General features: G+C 63.1%; 1 protein-coding gene. It reads left to right on the top strand.

Annotation, left to right across the window (positions count from 1 at the left end):
- The coding region (locus tag KW828_RS21795; protein WP_218338308.1) for an integrase core domain-containing protein at positions 1–255 on the top strand (255 nt) is incomplete at both ends.

Genomic DNA, 255 nt, shown 5'->3' with positions numbered 1-255 from the left:
TTCCCGGCCGTATCATCCGCAGACACAGGGCAAGCTGGAGCGTTTTCACCGCAGTCTGAAAGCGGAAGTCCTGCAGGGCAGGTGGTTCGCGGACAGCGGTGAGCTGCAGCGTGCCTTCGACCACTGGAGGACAGTCTATAACCTTGAACGGCCGCATGAGGCGCTGGACATGGCAGTGCCGGCCTCGCGGTATCAGCCGTCTGCCCGGCAGTACAGTGGTGCTCCGGTCCCGCCGGAATACGACGAGGGCGTAAT

Source organism: Enterobacter sp. ENT03 (assembly GCF_019218745.1).
Taxonomy (GTDB): Bacteria; Pseudomonadota; Gammaproteobacteria; order Enterobacterales; family Enterobacteriaceae; genus Enterobacter_D.
Note: the sequence above shows the minus strand (reverse complement) of the source record. Positions and strands in the feature narration are given on the sequence as shown.